This window comes from Paenibacillus sp. Y930, assembly GCF_056786375.1.
On sequence record NZ_JBXCIX010000002.1, the window covers coordinates 635,596 to 653,105 of the forward strand.

Annotated in this window: 9 protein-coding genes; 8 read left to right on the forward strand and 1 reads right to left on the reverse strand. The window is 39.4% G+C overall.

Translation table 11 applies throughout. The features are described 5' to 3' along the window. The 8 genes from AC1TO5_RS08225 to AC1TO5_RS08260 all read left to right on the forward strand — a co-directional run bounded on the left by AC1TO5_RS08225 (position 1) and on the right by AC1TO5_RS08260 (position 15,586). Positions 1-2,574 carry a DUF5696 domain-containing protein gene (locus AC1TO5_RS08225; RefSeq protein ID WP_482062306.1) on the forward strand — a complete coding sequence of 858 codons (2,574 nt, stop codon included), beginning with the start codon at positions 1-3 and terminating at the stop codon, positions 2,572-2,574. Then, positions 2,571-3,470, forward strand: a complete 900-nt coding sequence (locus AC1TO5_RS08230; protein WP_482062307.1) for a carbohydrate ABC transporter permease — start codon at positions 2,571-2,573, stop codon at positions 3,468-3,470. Before AC1TO5_RS08225 ends, AC1TO5_RS08230 begins: the two co-directional genes overlap by 4 nt. Before the next feature lie 35 nt (positions 3,471-3,505). Then, positions 3,506-4,498: a carbohydrate ABC transporter permease gene (locus tag AC1TO5_RS08235; RefSeq protein ID WP_482062308.1), complete on the forward strand. Its 993-nt coding sequence runs from the start codon at positions 3,506-3,508 to the stop codon at positions 4,496-4,498. Between the two features lie 80 nt (positions 4,499-4,578). After that, positions 4,579-5,604 (forward strand): glycosyl hydrolase, encoded by a 1,026-nt coding sequence (locus tag AC1TO5_RS08240; RefSeq protein ID WP_482062309.1) that lies wholly within the window; start codon positions 4,579-4,581, stop codon positions 5,602-5,604. A gap of 108 nt (positions 5,605-5,712) precedes the next feature. Next, a complete protein-coding gene (locus AC1TO5_RS08245; RefSeq protein WP_482062310.1) occupies positions 5,713-6,822 on the forward strand; it encodes an SGNH/GDSL hydrolase family protein in 1,110 nt (369 codons plus the stop codon). Further along, on the forward strand, positions 6,819-8,288 hold the full coding sequence (locus AC1TO5_RS08250) for a glycosyl hydrolase (RefSeq protein ID WP_482062311.1): 1,470 nt from the start codon (positions 6,819-6,821) through the stop codon (positions 8,286-8,288). The genes AC1TO5_RS08245 and AC1TO5_RS08250 overlap by 4 nt, the downstream gene beginning before the upstream one ends. A gap of 24 nt (positions 8,289-8,312) precedes the next feature. Beyond that, positions 8,313-10,868, forward strand: coding sequence for a beta-mannosidase (locus tag AC1TO5_RS08255; RefSeq protein ID WP_482062312.1), 2,556 nt, complete (start codon positions 8,313-8,315; stop codon positions 10,866-10,868). Positions 10,869-11,260: 392 nt separating this feature from the next. Continuing rightward, positions 11,261-15,586, forward strand: coding sequence for a carbohydrate binding domain-containing protein (locus tag AC1TO5_RS08260; protein WP_482062313.1), 4,326 nt, complete (start codon positions 11,261-11,263; stop codon positions 15,584-15,586). A 155-nt stretch (positions 15,587-15,741) separates the two neighbouring features. Here AC1TO5_RS08260 and AC1TO5_RS08265 read toward each other — a convergent pair whose 3' ends face one another. Beyond that, positions 15,742-17,367, reverse strand: coding sequence for a response regulator (locus AC1TO5_RS08265; RefSeq protein ID WP_482062314.1), 1,626 nt, complete (start codon positions 17,365-17,367; stop codon positions 15,742-15,744). Between the last annotated feature and the right edge of the window lie 143 nt (positions 17,368-17,510).

The window sequence follows — 17,510 nt, forward strand, 5'->3', positions numbered from 1 at the left end:
ATGAAAAATAGAAAAGTTTTATATGTGGTGCTCGGTGCTCTCCTTCTTACAGGATTGATCATCGGCACACTATTGATAGTTAATAAAGGAGCACCTACGTCAGATTTAACTGCATTTGCACTGGGTGAACAACTTGAAGAAGGGCAAGAACTGAGCTCAATTACTGCCAAAAGCTCAGCAAAAGTAGATGGTATGAAGCTTGTTTCGGACAATGGTGAGTTAGCACTATTCATCAACGAACAGTCAACGGAAATAGCTGTGGTCAATCTTGTCACTAGCGAAACTTGGTATAGTAATCCGCAGGATCGAGCCGATGATAGTCTAGCTTCGACTTATGAAAAAGCAATATTATCTTCACAACTTATCTTGCAGTTCCGAGATATGGTAGGGAATTTATACACTTCATCTAATTATGATAAAAGCATTGAAAGCGAGCAATTTATTGTAGAGTCGATTACTGATGGTGTACGTATCACTTACACATTAGGCGATGTATCTAAAGGAATAGATGCACTGCCCAAATATATTAGTAAAGAAAGATTTGAAACAAAAGTTCTTGCTAACTTGCCTGAGGGTTCAGTTAATTACGTAAAAGCACGTTATATAGAGAGGAAAGATAAGTCGGGTGTAATGGAACGATTAGATGCGCAAGTGCAAAAGCAACTTGTACTTAATAAAATGATCAAAGCATTTGAAGAGTCCGGCTATACCGAGGAGGATTTGGCATTCGACGAGGCAGAGAATGGTGCAGGAGCAGGTCCTACTGCAGAAAAGCCGAAGTTTACGATTTCTCTTGAATATCGACTTGATGGGGATCAATTAGTTGCCAAAGTTCCTGTAGCAACGATTGAAGAGTCTCCTGGTTATCTAATCCGTAGTATTGATATATTGCCATTCTTTGGTGCTGCAGGTATGCAGGATGAAGGGTATATGTTCGTACCAGATGGTTCAGGAAGTTTGATCTACTTGAACAACGGTAAAGTGAGAGAAGAACAATATGTACAACGTGTTTACGGTAATGATCCGAATAATAGTCGTTGGTCGCGCGGTATGGTTAGTGAGAGTGCAAGAATGCCTGTGTTTGGATTGGCACGCAATGATGCAGGTTGGATAGCAGAAATGACGAATGGTGAAGCTATAGGTAGTATTACTAGCTCCATTAGCGGAATGAAAAACTCTTATAATAATGTATATGCATCATTCAGCCTGCGTGGTGAAGATTGGCTAGAACTATATACAGGGACCGTATATCAAGACATTCAAATCTTGAATGAAGAGCGATATAATGGTGATCTTGAAGTTCGCTATAGCTTCTTAAGTGGAGAGAATGCAAATTACAGTGGCATGGCAGAACGTTATCGGGAACATCTTATTGAGGCAGGTGTATTACAGCAGCTAGCATCAGAAGTGAATGTTCCATTCTACCTTGATATCATTGGATCATATGATAGACGTGAGTCGTTTCTTGGTGTACCATATCGTGCCATCGATTCACTGACTACTTTCCAACAAGCCGGTACGATTGCAAAGCAATTAAGTAGCCAAGGAATTAATAATGTGAATATGCGTTACGTCGGCTGGTTCGACAAAGGCATTAGACACGGAACACCAACTAGTACAAAGATTGATTCCGTGTTAGGTAATAAAGACGATTTTCAACAATTAGCTGCACAATTACAACAAAATGGTGGTAATTTGTTCCCTGATGTTGCATTTCAGTTGATGTATAAAGATGATCTGAGCTTCACACCATCATCTGATGCTTCACGCTTTGTTACGAGAGAAGTTGTGGAATTACATCCCATTAATCGGTCGTTTAATTCGATGAGTCCAATGCTAGGGAGTCAATACTTACTATCACCATCCAAATTATCATATTTCGTAGATGAGTATCTTGATAGCTATAGTCGGTATAATGTAACGGGGGTCTCTTTACGTGATCTAGGCAATGTTCTAGGTGCAGATTATCGAGTATCAAGAGTTGTTCATCGTGAAACAGCGAAAGAAGTTGTAAAGCAATCACTACAGCACATATCTGAGCAGCAAGAAACATTAATTGTTGGTGGTCATGCATACGCTTGGGCATACGCAGATCATATTATCGATGCGCCATCTTCATCTAGCAATTTTAATATTACGGATGAAGCAGTACCATTCTATCAAATGGTATTACATGGATACATTCCATATACAAGTAAGTCTATTAACTTATCTGATGAGCAAGATGCACAATATCAGACGCTAGTTGCTATCGAACAAGGAGCATATCCACATTTTATATGGAGCTATGACGATTCCTCAGAATTGAAATTTACTAGTTACGATGAGTATTTCTCTACGCAGTATGAAATATGGCTGGAGGATGCTGTAACGATGTATAGCGAAGTTAATGATGTGTTAGCAACAGTAAGTAGTGCGACAATTAGCAAACGTATTGTTCATGAGCCAGGAGTAGTGGAAGTGCAATATGATAATGGTCAAGTCATTATGGTCAATTATAACGATCAAGCAGTGACGGTGAACGGTGTGCAAATCGCACCAAGAAATTACAGTGTAGGAGGAGAGCGCTCATGAAATTTAACAAAATGTCTCTGCACCGTAAGCGCTCGATGCTAGGTTTTTTCTTCATCGGTCCATGGTTAATCGGGATAATATTTTTCTATATGTCTCCTCTAATTCAATCCATTAAATTCAGCTTTTCAAAAATGCAAATTCAATCCGAGGGTTATTCCTTACTTCCGGTCGGCTTTGAAAACTTTCGTACTGCATTATTTGTAGATGCTACTTTTAATCGGATTATTACAAGTTCAGTGTGGGAAATGATATTATCTGTTCCAATGATTTTATTTTTCAGTTTGTTCTCTGCGACATTATTGAATCAGAAATTTCGTGGTCGGACATTATCTCGTGCCATCTTCTTCCTACCCGTAATATTAGCTTCTAATGCGATTGCATCTGCAGAGCAAAGTGGCTTAATTGGCTTAATAGGTAGTGCAACTTATGTTGAAGAAATGCAAGGAGCTACATCTAGCTATAACGTAACATCGATCGTCTATATGCTACTTGATATTGGTATACCGTCATCATTTGCAGATTATATTGTTACAGCCATTTTGCAAATATATAGCATTATTACAAGCTCAGGCGTTCAAATCTTAATATTTCTAGCTGCGTTACAATCTGTACCAAGTTCCATGTATGAGGTAGCGAAGATGGAAGGTGCTACTTCATATGAATCGTTCTGGAAGATTACATTCCCCATGGTGAGTCCGTTAATATTAACGAATATTATCTATACCATTATTGACTCTTTCAGTGGTAGCCCAATAACCAACCTAATATACTCTACCGCATTCGACACACACAATTACGGTTTGAGTGCAGCGATGTCTTGGATCTATACATTGGTAGTAACAATATTTTTAGCAATTGTCGGCGTAGTACTTGCCAAACGAATACATTACAACTGATCATACTTTAAAGCGATGAAAGGAGCGTGATCGTAATGAGCAAAGAAAATACAGATGAACGATATTATCGTAATCAACGAATATTACAAAAAGTATTTGATCTACTTTATGTAGCATTTCGTACTTTACTTGTTACAGGTATATCATTCATCATTATCTATCCAATATTGCAGAAAATCGCTGTTGCCTTTAAGGATAAAGTAGATATTTATAATCCTACGATCTACATGGTACCTGTAAATTTCACTTGGGAAAATATTACGTTAGCAATGGGGATTCTTGATTACTTTCCAATGCTAGGTAAAACATTATTATTTGTAATTGTAATGACCCTATGTACAGTAGCTAGTTGTGCATTAGCTGGATATGGGTTTGCTAGATTCAATTTTCCCGGCAATGGAATATTATTCGGGCTCGTTATTGTAACGATACTAGTTCCGACGACGACTCTTATGCTTCCTTATTACTTACATTTCAAAAGCTTTGATATTTTTGGTATTGTTGAAATGATTACCGGGAAGCCAGGTATTAATCTGTTGAATAGTTATTGGCCGTCAATCATTACCTCAGCAACTGCAATTGGTTTGAAGGCAGGATTATTCATCTATATATTCCGTCAATTTTTCAAAGGTTTGCCAAAGGAAATTGAGGAGGCTTCACTTATTGATGGGGCAGGAGGAATACAAACCTTTTTCCGAATTATGCTACCTAATGCTATTCCACCAATTATTACGGTTGTGTTGTTCTGCTTTGTATGGCAGTACAACGATACATTCTATACGACTTTGTTTATGAATGGCATGGAATTGATGTCTTTGAAAGTAGCGACATTACCGTCTCAAGCCAATCAATTTATACCCGTATTAATGGGATATTCGCCTAGTTCAGGTTTTAAAGCTGATCAGAACCATGTGGCAATGATTATAGATACAGGGATATTACTTGCGATTCTACCATTGCTAGCATTGTATCTTGTTGTACAACGATATTTCGTTGAAAGTATTGAAAGAAGCGGTATTGTTGGATAATTTGTGCACATGAAAAGTTTAGATTATGCTTACGATGCAACTTTTCATAAAAACCATGAAAAGTTTTAGGAGAGATGGTAATGAACACTAACAACAAATCAATGCATTATGATGTGCAGCCTACTCTTATTAATGAAAAGGCTTCTGCTTCGGCAAGAAGGTTAATGGATTATCTCTGTAGCATATACGGTGAAAAGATACTTTCTGGTCAGCAGATCGGTGTTATTGGTCATCCTGAGATTGAAGTTATTCGGGAAACGACTGGGAAGTATCCCGCGGTATATGGATTTGATTTTATGAATTACACTCCTTCACGGGTTGAGCGCGGTTCAACCTGTGAAGATACGGATATAGCGATTCAATGGTGGAACGATGGAGGTATTGTCACTTTCTGTTGGCATTGGAATGCTCCAGTTGGCTTAATTGATATTCCACCTAAACGTAGCTGGGATCGCGGTTTTTATACTGAAGCTACAACATTCAATTTTGCCGAAGCTATGGCAGACAAAGAATCTGAGTTGTTTCAATTAATGATCAGAGATATGGATGCGATAGCGCAGCAATTATTACGTCTTCAAGCGGAGGATATTCCTGTATTATGGCGTCCTTTGCATGAAGCATCAGGTGAATGGTTTTGGTGGGGAGCTCAAGGAGCAGCACCATGTGTTGAACTATGGAAATATATGTACCATCGACTAACGGATCATCATGGATTGAATAATTTAATTTGGGTTTGGAATGGTCAACATGACGATTGGTATCCAGGCGATGAGTATGTAGATATTATTGGTGAAGATATCTATGCGGAAAAGCATGATTATCGTGCTCAGTTAGATCGTTTTCTACAAGCTCGTTCATATTCAAAAGGTAATAAAATAATTACTCTCTCAGAAAATGGAGTCATTCCATCTGTTTCAGAAATGATGAAAGATGATGCATTATGGCTTTGGAACTGTACATGGTACGGTGAATATGTCTATCAACAGCAAGGTGATCATGCGCGCTATAGTGAAAAGTATACGCAGCGAAAAGCGCTGATAGATTTTTATAATGATAATAGAACGGTAACTAGAGATTTATTACCTAATCTGAAAGAAATGATATAAGTGAAAGATTACTTTCTGAACAACCTCTTAAAGTAATTACTTCTAATGTACTTTTCATTTTCTTATGAAGTAATGAATTGTTAATGTAAAGTTGAAGGAGATTTAGAGATGACACTTCCGTATTGGATAGAGAGAGAACCATTAACTTCCTTTCAACATGGGATTGCTTCCGGTACGGTTACTCTAGGGTTTATAGGTGGATCAATTACAGATGGTAGGCCACGTTCCAATTGGCCAGAGTATGTAGTCAAATGGTTAGTAGCAAAGTATCCTAATGTACGATTTCGGATAGAGAATGCGGCTATAGGAGCTACAGGTAGTAATTTTGGCGTATTTAGAGTTCAACGTGATTTAATTGATCGTGGCTGTGATGTAGTCTTTATTGAGTATGCTGTTAACGATGATGACACATCCAAGGAGAAGCGTCATAGAAGTAGAGAAGGACTAATTAGAAAACTACTGCAAGCTGATGATAGAGATTTAATTCTAGTATATACATTCTGTCATACGATGTTAGATCCGATGGAAAATGGACTGTATCCACCATCTATTGAAGAGTTTGAGCAGTTAGCAAAGTATTATCAATTACCATCAATTTGGGTAGGAAAGTACGGACTAGATCAAGTTAAGTCAGGTAGACTATCAATGGAAGAATGGCTGCCGGATGGAATTCATCCATCGAAGTTCGGTAGTCGTATATATGCAGAGTGCGTCATTTCTTTTTTACATAAGCAACTTCAAGCTAGCGACAAAATATCGAGGCTAACTAGTCATGAAATTCGACATGATAGATTAATTCATCCAATAGATTCATTATGCTGGGAACAGGTGTATGAATTACCTTTCTCGCAAATAGTTACCAATGGACGTTGGTTGGAACAACGCTGGCATGATTATGAATGGATTGATACTATTCTAGAAACTACGGAGATAGGTGCTTCTCTAGCCTTCGTATTTGAAGGAAGGGGACTAGTGCTTGCTTTTGATTTCGGTTATCAGTCTGCAGAATTTCATTATCGAATAGATGGTGGTGCATGGTTACAATCGAATCGTGATTGCCCAGATTGGGTAGGCGCAAGTGGATGGTATAGACTGTTCGATTGTGGTGATGATCTTCAGCCGGGTGAACATCGATTTGAGTTAGTCGTGCAGCACAGAGATTCTGAAAGAACTCAAGAAACTTATTTTCGATTAGGGAAAGTAGGGATTATTACGTGACTCAACCGAAAAATGAGAAGAAGCTAGGCATCGCTCTTATTGCAATATTATGTTTGACGCTAATCCTTGTTATCGTGACACCTGTCGTCGTTAAAGTAGAACTGGTGCCCGAAGGAAATACCGCACCAATCTTAATTTTTGAAGCGGAAACGGGTGAAACAAGTGGTACCGAATTGACGACATCTGCATCAGGTTATTCGGGTGATGGTTATGTAACATCATTTACCGATGAGGATGATCACCTCGTTATACCTATACATGTTGATCAAGAACAAATGTATCAATTAACGATTGGATATCGTGCTTCGGGTGGTTATAAAGAGTCTGAGCTTTATGTGAATGATGAACCGTTCGGTAAAGTTATTTTTGAAGAAAGCTCGGCGTTTACTGAAGTAAAGGCTACTCGTCTGTTTCTGAAAGCTGGCGATAATACGATAACGATACGTAGAGGCTGGGGATACTTTGATATTGATTACGTAGCGCTACAAAGTATTGATGTAGCAGACTTAGCGGCTGCTCCTATTACTGAGCAACTAAGCAATTCCAATGCTACGCCAGAAGCAGTACAATTAATGGAGTACATGAATGAACAGGCAGGAAAGTACCTATTATCTGGACAACAAAACTACACTCATATTATTGATATAGAAAATATGACGGGTAAGCGTCCTGCTATTGTAGGTTTTGACTTTATTGAATATTCCCCTACTAGAGCTGCTTTTGGTTCACGATCATCAGAGGTTGAATCCGCTATTGCATGGCATAAGCAAGGGGGAATTGTTTCCTTCTTATGGCATTGGAATGCACCGACAGGTCTTATTAATGAACCAGGTAAAGAGTGGTGGAGAGGTTTCTATACTGACTCTGTTACTTTCAATTTGACAGATGCGTTAGCAGATAAAAATAGTGAGCAATATCAGTTATTGCTATCAGATATGGATGTCATTGCTGAGAAGATTAAAATTCTTAAAATTAATGATATACCGATACTATTTAGACCATTGCATGAAGCTGATGGAGGTTGGTTCTGGTGGGGAGCGAGTGGCCCAGAAGCAGCTGTTGAGTTGTATCGCATCATGTATGATCGCTTTGTCAATGTGCATGAACTGAACAATCTTATCTGGGTATGGAATTCAGTAAGTCCGAGCTGGTATCCTGGTGATGATGTCGTTGATATTGTTAGTTATGATAGCTATCCTGTAGCGGGCGATCACAGCGCCATTTCATCTTATTATGACAAACTTGTCGAGCTAACGAGCGGTACGAAATACATTGCTATGATGGAAAATGGATCAATTCCTGATCCTGATGCTATGGTACAATACGGAGCTAATTGGGGGTTGTTTATTACTTGGAACGGTGATTTCCTTATGGATGGTAAGCATAACAGCAAGGGTTTTCTCAATAAAGTATACAATGATCCTAGAGTAATAACTTTAGAAAATTTACCATTTAAACAAAAATAATAGCGAATTACTGGAGGATGTATCATGGACCAAACAATATTATTAGATACATGGCGTTTCAAATCTGCGAAGGATAATGATTGGTTGCCTGCTACGGTTCCAGGTTGTGTGCATACTGATCTATTGCACAATGATCGTATTCCGAATCCTTTCTATGCTACGAATGAGCATAATCTACAATGGATTGATAAGCTTGATTGGGAATACGAGACGTATTTCACACCATCAGCTGAATTTTTACAAGAAGAACATCAAGAACTTCATTTCAAAGGTTTGGATACGTATGCAGATGTGTTCGTTAATGAAAAGCTAGTGCTTTCAGCGAATAATATGTTCCGATCTTGGAAAATTGATGTAACTGGTTTACTACACGGACAAGAGAATCACATTCGAATCTTATTCCGTTCACCGATTCAAGAAGATTTACCCAAATTACATGCGCTAGGCTATCCTTTACCTGCAACGAACGATCAATCTGAATTAGGTGGATTAGGTGAACAGAAGCTTAGTATCTTTGCTCGTAAAGCGCCTTATCATTATGGGTGGGATTGGGGTCCACGCTTTGTTACAAGTGGAATTTGGCGTGAAGTCGAATTGATCAGTTGGTCGGGAGTTATTGTCAGAGATCTGTTTATTGATCAATTATCAGTTACAGCTCAATCAGCTCAGCTTGCAGCTAAAGTAACAGTATCCGTAGAGAAAAGTGGTTCGCTGCAATTACAAGTTCAATCAGATGATAAAAGCTGGGAATTGGTAACAGACGTCGAAGCAGGTGAACATGTTTTAACTTTACCAATCGCAATAGATCAGCCAAAGTTATGGTGGAGTAACGGCCTTGGTGAACCGAATCGTTATCAGTTTAATGCGGTGGTTACTTTACAGGACGAAGGTATTTCGCATTCGACACAAGCTACGATTACTACAGGACTACGCACCGTTAAATTAGTCCGTGATCGAGATGCTGATGGATCAGGTGCAACATTCCACTTTGAGCTTAATGGAGTTGCTGTATTTGCCAAAGGAGCCAATCATATTCCTAATGATAGCTTTATCTCGGAAGTTACGGAGGATCGCTATCGTGCTGAGATCATGTCTGCTGTAGAAGCAAATATGAACATGCTCCGTGTGTGGGGGGGCGGCATCTATGAAGCCGATGCATTTTATGATTTATGTGATGAGTATGGCATTATGGTATGGCAAGACTTTATGTTTGCATGTAGCATGTATCCAGGTGATGAAGAGTTCTTACAAAATGTACGTGCAGAAGCAGTAGATAATGTGAAGCGTCTTCGTAATCATCCATCACTCGTACTATGGTGTGGCAATAATGAGATCGACTCTGCATGGGCGCATTATGATGAGCATGGTGGCTGGGGCTGGAAGAAGGATTACGAGCCAGCAATTCGTGAAAAGATATGGGCAGATTACGAGAAAATCTTCCATGAACTATTACCTGATGTTGTAGCAGAATTACACGCTACAATTGATTATTGGCCGTCATCTCCGATTGTATCTGTTAGTCACGATCAAGCGCAGCATGCACATCCGTTGACCAATGAAGGTGATGTGCATTACTGGGGAGTATGGCATAATGTAGAGCCATTTGAAAATTATCAAATTAAGCTAGGACGCTTTATGAGTGAATATGGGTTCCAATCATTCCCAGAGTATCGTACGATTCGTAGCTTTGCCGAAGAATCTGATCTGGCAATCGATACAAAGGTAATGATGGCCCATCAGAAAAATGGTGATGGAAATCGTCTTATTAAAGAATATATGGATATGTATATGTCACAACCTACTGATTTCAAAGGATTCTTATATCTAAGTCAAGTTCTTCAAGCAGATGCTATGCAAATGGCAATTGAAGCACATCGCAGAAAAATGCCATACTGCATGGGCTCACTATATTGGCAAATGAATGATTGTTGGCCGGTTGCTTCATGGTCGGGAATTGACTACTATGGTCGTTGGAAAGCACTTAACTATTATGCTCGCCGCAGTTTTGCGAGTATATTACTATCTGCACAAGTTGAGGATGAAGAGTTAGAGATCTATCTTGTTTCTGACAAGCTACAATCGGTTAGTGGAACATTACAAGTTCAATTGCGCCATATGTCAGGTCAGGTGTTATATGAAGAGCAAGCTGAGGTCGCTCTTCCAGTAAATACGTCAGAAGTGGTTAAGCGCCTAACGATCTCACATTTACTGAAAGGATACAATGAAGCGGAAGTATTTGTCAGTGCGTCATGGTCAGCTAATAGTGGAGAAACAGCACAAGCGATCTATTATTTCATGAGAAATCAAAACCTACTGTTGCAGCAACCAGAGATTGAAGTGAGCGAGACGGTAGAAAGCGGTGCAACAATTGTTACATTGCAATCCAAGGCGCTAGCCAAACAAGTTGTCTTGACGTCGGAGATTGATGGCATATGGTCAGATAATTACTTTGATCTTATACCAGGCGAACCGTATACGGTAACATTTACTACGCTTAATCGTGATAGTCATTACGCTGGCAAAGTAGAAGTGAAATCGATGGTTGATTTTATTGTGCAGGATGCTACGGTAATTGTTTAAATGTAATGAAATCGAATGAAAATTAACAGCCCGAAAGCTCTGATATACAGGAGCTTCGGGCTATTAGTCGCTTATTTGTAAAATTAACTCTTTCCGTTCTCATCAATAACTATGGGGGAATTCTGTCTGCAGTAGCCTTTTTTTATGGAATCAACCCAACGGTTACATAGAAACATCTCTTTATAGGTCTGAGTTTGAAATTTGGTATCAATACTAATGAATTGGTATATAGAGTCATATTAAGCCAATTTATACTAATAGATAAGCGTTGGCATTAGTCGTCGCACTAAATGGGGGTGATCAGCTTGTATCGTATAATATCTGTTATTTTGTTGGTATGCATGGGAGTCTCTTTATTTTCAGCGGGAACATATGCGAATAGCGAGGTGAATGTGTCAAAGTTACTTCATAGCGAAGAGAATATGGGTGTAGCACAAGTTAGCTATTCAGACATGTCGGATCACTGGGCTTCTGAAGCTGTAAGTAATCTCGGAAAGGTAGGTATAATTAAAGGCTTACCTAATGGAGAGTTTCATCCAGATCAACCGATAAGTCGAGCTGAATTCGCGGTGATGCTTTACCGCATATTTGGTTATGGTGAAGAAGGCGTCGAGCCATTTACGGATGTTAACACTTCAGATTGGTATGCTGATGAAGTAGCTAAAGTACACGAAGCTGGCATTATTACCGGATATTTGGATGGGAGCTTTCGACCTAAGGATAACATCATAAGACAGGATGCGGCAATTATGATTGTACGTGCCATGCATCTGGACGATTATTCCAGTAATGCAGATCTTGGAGGCTTCTTGGACGCCAATACGATAGGAGATTATGCGCAATTTGCTGTTAAGAAAGCAGTATCTGAAGGATATTTGCATGGAGATGTCAACAGCATGCTTAATCCTATAGCCGCGTTAACAAGGGGCGAGGCTGTTATCCTCTTGGATCGAGCATTTCGTTGGTTTGGATACAAAGCAGACAATTACAATGTAGTAGAGATTCAAGGTAATGCAGTTATTCAGAGTGCGGATATTAGACTTAGTAATACAGTTATCCATGGTAATCTTTATATCACTGAAGGTGTTGGAGAAGGAGATGTCTTCTTCGATCGGGTTACAGTTAAAGGAGCTACAATCATTGAGGGAGGCGGCATTAATTCCATTCATTTCAGTGAATCGCATCTAGATAGTGTCGTGTTGAACAAAAAAGGGAATGGAGTTCGTTTGGTGTTAGATACGGGCTCCTCCGTGAAATGGATATTGATGGCAAGAAAAGCTCTAATCGATGTATTAGTAGGCTCAAAAGTTGACGATGTGCAGATTGCTGATGAAGGCTATGGTTCGGTAATAAGTAACACTGGATTTATTGGTCGGCTTCGTGTCAATGCTGATGGTGTAACTTTGAATGGTAAAGTGCTGGTGAAAGGGGCAGATTTTCAACCGAACGAGGTGAACGACAATAATTCTATAGATACATCTTCTGTTCCAAGTACTAAACCTTCCGTTCCTGATAATGAAGTGGACGATTGGAATCTAGTATGGAATGACGAGTTTAATGGAAATGCGATAGATACAACAAAATGGAATGTGGAGCATACTGGAACTGTCTACAACAATGAACTTGAATATTATCATTCAGACAATGTAAGGCTAGCAAAGGATGGAGATAAAGGCGTATTACAGCTAACAGCACTTAAACAGGAGTATGGTGGACGTAACTACACTTCTGGTAAAGTCACTTCAAAGCTGAAAGGTGATTGGACATACGGGAAATTTGTAGTTAAAGCAAAACTACCAGTGCAACAAGGTATGTGGCCAGCAATTTGGATGATGCCGACAGACGAGTTTGAGCAGTACGGACCTTGGCCTGGAAGCGGTGAGATGGATATTATGGAGTTAACGGGACCGGTTGCGAGTGATGCAGATCATGCAGATAAGTACCCTCGTACTGTTCATGGCTCTATTCATTATGATAGCCCTCATACTATGCAAACAAAAGAATATGTACTACCTGAGGGACAGACATTCAATGACGATTATCATGAATTCACAATGGAATGGCTACCAGGGCTGATTCGATATTATGTAGATGGACACTTATTTTTTGAGAGCAGTGACTGGGGAACGAAAAGGGAAGGGCAGCCGGAGTACTACACATATCCAGCGCCGTTCGATCGTCCGTTTTACATGATTATGAATCTTGCTGTAGGGGGAGATTGGCCAGGAGATCCAGGGGATGACTTTGAGAGTGATCAGATGTATATCGATTATGTTCGTGTCTATGAGTATAAAAACCTTGAACTATGGCCTGATGTGACAGGGAATAGACCAGATCCATCAAATGGTATTACAGCACAGCGCGAGCCACTTGCTGATGGCAATCAGATTTATAATGGAATTTTCAATGAGGGCGCGAATAATAATAATGTGCCTAACGACTGGGAGTTTATAGTAAATGAAAACGGTGATGGAAGTATTTCAATTGTTGATGATCAAGTCAAAGGTAAGGCTGCAAAAGTCGAAGTAACGTCCGCAGGAGATCAACTCTATTCGATACAATTGACGCAGCAACCGATCTTCTTAAAAAAAGGTAAGACCTATAAGGTAACATTCGATGCTAAGGCGGATGCAGATCGTTCCATTATGACTAAGCTAACTGAGTTCGGTGGCGAATGGAAAGCTTATTCGGAGGAACGTACATTCGAGTTAACTGATCAATGGCAGAGTTATGAATACACATTTAAAATGGAAGACATGACTGACAATAACGCTCGATTTGAGTTCAATCTAGGATTAAACACGATTGCGTCTTACTTTACGAATGTAAAGGTGACAGAAACAGATGGGGTTAAACAACCGCGTAAACCTCTTAAAGACGGTAACTTGATCTATAATGGTAACTTTGATTTAGGACAAGAACGATTAGCATTTTGGGAGTTTTCAACATTGAATGAAGCGGAAGCGCTAGCATCTGTGACAAATGATTTGGCATTACCATATATGCAACGGATATTGAAGGTGAATATTGCAAATGGTGGATCATCACTTAATGACGTGAAGCTCGTTCATAAGGATCTTCCACTTAAGGAAGGTGCGTCTTATATGCTTACTTTTGACGCTAAGGCAGATACAAATCGACCGATCCACATTGCATTAGATGCTGGTACGACTGAGGGCGTAGAGTATATAAGCGGATCAGAGATCAAGTTAACAACGGAAATGCAATCCTATACGATCGATATGAAAATTTTGGAGGGAGCTAATGGATCTTCATCCAATCTTGAGTTTCTGCTAGGAGAACATGCAGGTACTGTAGCCATCGATAATGTTAGATTAATTCTACGATATTCTCCTTCCGAGCATGAAGGCAAAAGCTATTTGCATACGGCTGCCCATTCATATTGGGCTATGGATGGAGTAACACTTATAGCTGGTAGTGAAGGAGGTATGAATGTAACCGATTTCGATGCAGATGATTATGTGAAATACAAACAAAAAGTAAACAGTGGTACTTATATTCCGATGGTTCGAGTGAAAGGTAATGATGTTGGATCAAAAATCACTTTAAGTATTTGGAATGAAGACGAAGAGCAAATAGCTGTTGTTAACGAAAATATTGATGACAATAATCTAGATGGAGTATATAAGACAATAATATTTCCAAAGCTTGAATTGCTTGAAGGCGTTCATATTTTTAAAGTAGAAGGAACTGACTTTGACCTTGCATGGCTTGAGCTGTCAGAGGACTTGACTGTTAACGGTAGTTTCCAAGAAAATTCTAATGACTGGGAATTGTTTAAGATGGATTGGGAACAGACAGATCCTGTTAAAAGCACAGTTATGCAAGTAGAAGACGGGCAATTAAAGGTTAAACTAGGCGGCCCAGGAACTGAACCATGGCATGTACAGTTGAAGCAACCTGGTATTCCGATGCAGTCAGGAAAGGTATACAGACTGTATTTTGAAGCAGCAACTGATGTATCACGAGATATTGTTGCCCTAGTGCAGCATGATGGTACACATGATGGAAATTGGGCGACGTATCTGGAAAACCAAATAGAGTTGACTTCCGATATGACCGAATTTGAATACTATTTTGTTATGCCTTCCGACGAGTCTGCCGCCGTACTACAATTCAGTATGGGGAAGCTGGGCAGCATTGAGGGTGAACATACCGTTACTCTGGATAATATTTCTCTGATTCAAGTTAATCCGGTAAGCGTAGGTATAGTAGATGATGGTAATCTAATTCCCAATGGTGATTTTACGACTGGAATAAAAGGCTGGAATAGCTATTCGACGGAAAATGATGAATTATCTATTCAGCATGAGGATGGCGTACTACGAATTGACGTAGCCATGGCAGGTTCGAATAGTTGGGATCGTCAAATTTACTATGAGGGTTTGCCCTATAACAAGGGGGATAGATACAAATTGACGTTTACATCAAAGTCCACGATTGACCGCAAAATGAATATTAGTGTAGGTTGGTTGGATGAAGTGAATAATTATACTTGGAATGGGTATGGCAGTGAAATTATTGATTTGGGTACCGAGTATGAGACTTACACTTTCTACTTCGATGTAGAGCCAGATGGTACGAGTATCGGAAGAATTACTTTTGAGTTAGGAAAAATCGATGAACTTGACGGGGCTGCATCGGTATATATCGATAACATTAACTTAGTTAATGAGGGACCTATACCGGGTAGTTAAACTAGTGTTATTTTCCAATAGGCGATCGATTCTCGTGTTATTTCGAGGAAAGATCGCCTTGTTTTCATGCAGGCACTTGGAAAGACGGAATTCACATGTTTTATTGGTTAGTGTTGTACTAGGTGGAGAGCATATAATAATTGAATTTTTTAGGCTTATGACAAACTTCCTCGAGTTTTCCTAACGTCTTTAAATTCCTGAGGGGTAAGTCCACTATATTCTTTGAATAGCTTAATAAAGTAGTGCGCGTTAGAATAACCCAACTGCTCAGATATTTCATAGATTTTGAACGATGTATGAGTGAGAAGATAGGTAGCCCTTTCCATTTTCGCTGAAAATATATAATCACTGATACGTTTACCTGTCTCAGATTTGAAGATTTTCGATAAATAGACAGGGTGTAGATTTACATGATCTGCTATAGAATGAAGTGATACATAGTGGAGGTTATCGTCTACAAACCCTTTTACCCCGGCTATGATCGATGAGCGCCGATCTTTACGGTCGGAGTCAAAATGTTTTTTTAGCTGCGTTAAGACCCCTAAAGCCCAGTCTTTAAGTTGCTCTGGTGTATGTATAGTACGGTTCTCAAGATGAGGTAGTCCTATTATCTCTCCAAGCAGCTTGTTGTTCCGGTGAGCGAAATAAAAGAAAGCAGCCTCTAGTAAATATTTAGATTCTTGAACATGCTCGTGTGAAAGTTCTTCACGGCTACCTAATTCTAAGGAAATGGCTACTATTTTTTCTTCAAGAGCATCCCAGTTATTCGTTTCAAATAAATGAAACAGCGTAGGTGGTTCGTATAAAGATTGTAATGTTGGTGTGTCGGGCAGGTTTACTTCTTCCGCTACGCTGGACAAATAAACACCTGTCTCTGGACCGATGCGTTGATGGACCGTGGTGACAGCCGACTGATAAAGTGTACGAGTTTTTAACGGAATTGGTCCCCAGCCAGTCGTAACGACTGAAATTTCTCCACCAATAATGCTACTTACGTTTTTTTGAAGCTGATAAGCAGCATTTTTCAGAAGATTATCCTCGTTACCAGCATTTATAGAAGGTTTAGGTGAAATTAGAAATACAAGATAATCATGACTATCCTTGCAAGACCAAAAATGGAAGTGTTCCTGAAGTAATTCATTTGCAATATTTACGATAGCGTATTCAAACAACAAAAGACTATTCAAATCCTGTCTTTGAAAGAAATCTTCAAGCCGAACGACAAGCAACGCGGTCGTATCGCCAATAGAAAAAGGAAGATCAAATTTGTCGGTGTTTTCCGCAAACTGGGAATCTGAAATTTTTCTGCCTCGCAGTAAATCATTCAAAAACTTATCCCGTAGTAGCGGTAGTTGCTCATGTAGTGTTTGCATAGATCGTTGATATGAAGCCAAACTCTCCCATTCCTGATGTATTTCCTGTTGTAGCTCGAGTAATGAATGAATAAGTTGTTCAGTAGTGATTGGTTTTAGCAGATAGCCACTTGCCTGACGTTCAATTGCCTGCTTTGCATAATAAAAATCGGCATAGCCTGTCAGTAAAAGGAACTTAATATTTTTCCAACTACTGCGAATCTGCTCGATTAATTGTATGCCGGACATTTGCGGCATGTTAATGTCCGTAATGACAATATCGATTGGATGTTTTTGAAGAATTTCGAGTGCTGCCATTCCTGAATATGCGATATGTACTTGGTCAAATCCGAGTTCTTGCCAAGGTATTGTAATGGATAGGTCATCCACAACATAGGGTTCATCATCTACGAGCAATATTTGTAGCATCCTTTACCTCTTTCTCTCTATTTGGAGCGTCATCAATATGTTACCTAGATCGGATGTTTAGATGGTAAGATATATTCGATAGAGTCACTAAATAATAATAAATTGATTTTATATAATAAGTAGAATAATGAAAGAGCTTACAC

Coding starts and splice junctions, on each gene's coding strand:
- AC1TO5_RS08225 (WP_482062306.1), top strand. CDS start 1: ATGAAAAATAGAAAAGTTTTATATGTGGTGCTCGGTGCTCTCCTTCTT.
- AC1TO5_RS08230 (WP_482062307.1), top strand. CDS start 2,571: ATGAAATTTAACAAAATGTCTCTGCACCGTAAGCGCTCGATGCTAGGT.
- AC1TO5_RS08235 (WP_482062308.1), top strand. CDS start 3,506: ATGAGCAAAGAAAATACAGATGAACGATATTATCGTAATCAACGAATA.
- AC1TO5_RS08240 (WP_482062309.1), top strand. CDS start 4,579: ATGAACACTAACAACAAATCAATGCATTATGATGTGCAGCCTACTCTT.
- AC1TO5_RS08245 (WP_482062310.1), top strand. CDS start 5,713: ATGACACTTCCGTATTGGATAGAGAGAGAACCATTAACTTCCTTTCAA.
- AC1TO5_RS08255 (WP_482062312.1), top strand. CDS start 8,313: ATGGACCAAACAATATTATTAGATACATGGCGTTTCAAATCTGCGAAG.
- AC1TO5_RS08265 (WP_482062314.1), bottom strand. CDS start 17,367: ATGCTACAAATATTGCTCGTAGATGATGAACCCTATGTTGTGGATGAC.